Genomic DNA, 1,900 nt, shown 5'->3' with positions numbered 1-1,900 from the left:
GTGTGTCCTGATAGGTGATAGGGAGGTCGTGATGTAAAAGCGCGAATCTTGTTGTCGCCGTGCTGTTGTGGAGATGAAGGTAGGTCCTTCGATATCGGCATGCAGGTGCAGGTGTCAAACCGCCCCGAGCTGCTGCGGTGAATGAGTCGTGGTGGTGAGCGTCGTGGGAAAAGCCTTGCGTGACAAGGCAGGTGTGGGCCGAGAAGGCGAACGTGAGTGAACCACTGATGACGTGTCGTTAGGCCAAGTGACATCGAAACCGGGGCCTTAATGCTGTTCCGGGATGAGCCAGACGGGTGCCTGCTGATTGGTCTGGTGGTGTCCGGCATGAAGGTGGCGCGAGCTCGGTCCGGGCTTCACAACGGAACAGGAGAACTCCTCGACGCGAAACGACGTCCGCTGGTTGAGGCGGACGCGAGACGGGTGCAGAACCTGGTGGCGTGTCAGGAGGGCGGAACGCCCCGTAGTAGCGGTGAAACCCCTGTAATGGGGGCGGAGCGAAGGGGGCGTGTTGTTGGGTTTCGATCGATGATCAACCAGTAATGGGAGGAATCTGATGACCGAGACGAGATCGGCAGGCAAACCGTTCGATATCCCGAAAACTCTGGTGTGGAACGCATATCAGAGGGTCAAGGCCAACAAGGGAGCGGCCGGTGTGGATGGGCAGTCGTTGGCGGAGTTCGAGCAGGACGAGAAGAATAACCTGTATCGACTCTGGAATCGGTTGTCGTCGGGAAGCTACTTCCCGCCGCCCGTTCGGGCGGTGGAGATCCCGAAGCATGGTGGTGTTCGGACCCTCGGGGTGCCGACCGTCGCCGATCGGATAGCTCAGACGGCGGTGGCCATGGTCCTGAATCCTGAGGTGAAGAAGGTATTCCATCGGGATTCGTATGGTTATCGTCCGGGTCGATCGGCATGGGAAGCGGTGGAAACGTGTAAACAGCGGTGTTGGAGACAGCCCTGGATCATCGACCTCGATATCCAAGGATTCTTCGACAACGTTCCGCACGCTCCCATCGTCGCCGCTGTCGAGAAACACACCGGGTTGCCGTGGGTTCTGCTGTATGTGAAGCGATGGCTGATCGCACCGATGCAGCAGACCGATGGGGCACTCGTCGGGCGGGACAAGGGGACTCCGCAGGGGTCCGCGATTTCGCCGTTGTTGTCGAATCTGTTCATGCACTACGCTTTCGATGCCTGGTTGGATCGAGAGTTCCCGTCGATCAGGTTCGAGCGGTACTGCGACGACGCTGTAATCCATTGCGCCAGTGAGAAGCAAGCGGAGTTCGTCCGCGATGCGATCGGGCGCAGGTTGGGTCAGTTCGGGCTGAATCTGCACCCGGAGAAGACCCGGATCGTGTATTGCAAGCAGGAGGGGCGTGACCTGGATTTCCCGGTCACGGAATTCACCTTCCTCGGGTTCACGTTCCGGCGACGGGCTGCTCGGTTGCGGGACGGGAGGCTGAAATCTGGCTTCCTGCCCGCGGTGAGCAAGCAGGCGAGGAAGAATATGGCCGCGACCATCCGGAACTGGCAGTTGGGTCGCTGGACCGCGCTGAGCTTTCAGGAGATCGCTGCGATGATCAACCCCGTCGTGGCCGGTTGGATCAACTACTACGGGCGCTTCTACAAGTCCGATTTGATTCGATTCCTGGAGCGACAGATCAACCCGTTCCTCGTGAAATGGGCAGTAAGGAAGTACAAACGGTTCCGCCGTGCAACCAGGAAGGCCCGGAGGCAACTCGCTGAGATCGCTTCGGTCTATCCGGGCATGTTCGCGCACTGGAAACACGGTGCATTGCCTACCGGTTCAACAGCGGGAGCCGTGTAACGGGAGACTGTTAAGCACGGTTCTGAGAGCGGCGGCGGGTGAGATTCCCGCCGCCGACTCACCTCGTAG

At 59.5% G+C, this 1,900-nt stretch carries 1 protein-coding gene; it reads left to right on the top strand.

Features of this window, described 5'->3' with window-relative positions:
- The first annotated feature begins 556 nt into the window (after positions 1-556).
- Positions 557-1,831, top strand: a complete 1,275-nt coding sequence (gene ltrA / locus GLP40_RS33070) for a group II intron reverse transcriptase/maturase (protein WP_154791962.1) — start codon at positions 557-559, stop codon at positions 1,829-1,831.
- Positions 1,832-1,900 lie beyond the last annotated feature (69 nt).

This window comes from Nocardia aurantiaca (genome assembly GCF_009708175.1).
Classification (GTDB): domain Bacteria; phylum Actinomycetota; class Actinomycetes; order Mycobacteriales; family Mycobacteriaceae; genus Nocardia; species Nocardia aurantiaca.
Note: the sequence above shows the minus strand (reverse complement) of the source record. Positions and strands in the feature narration are given on the sequence as shown.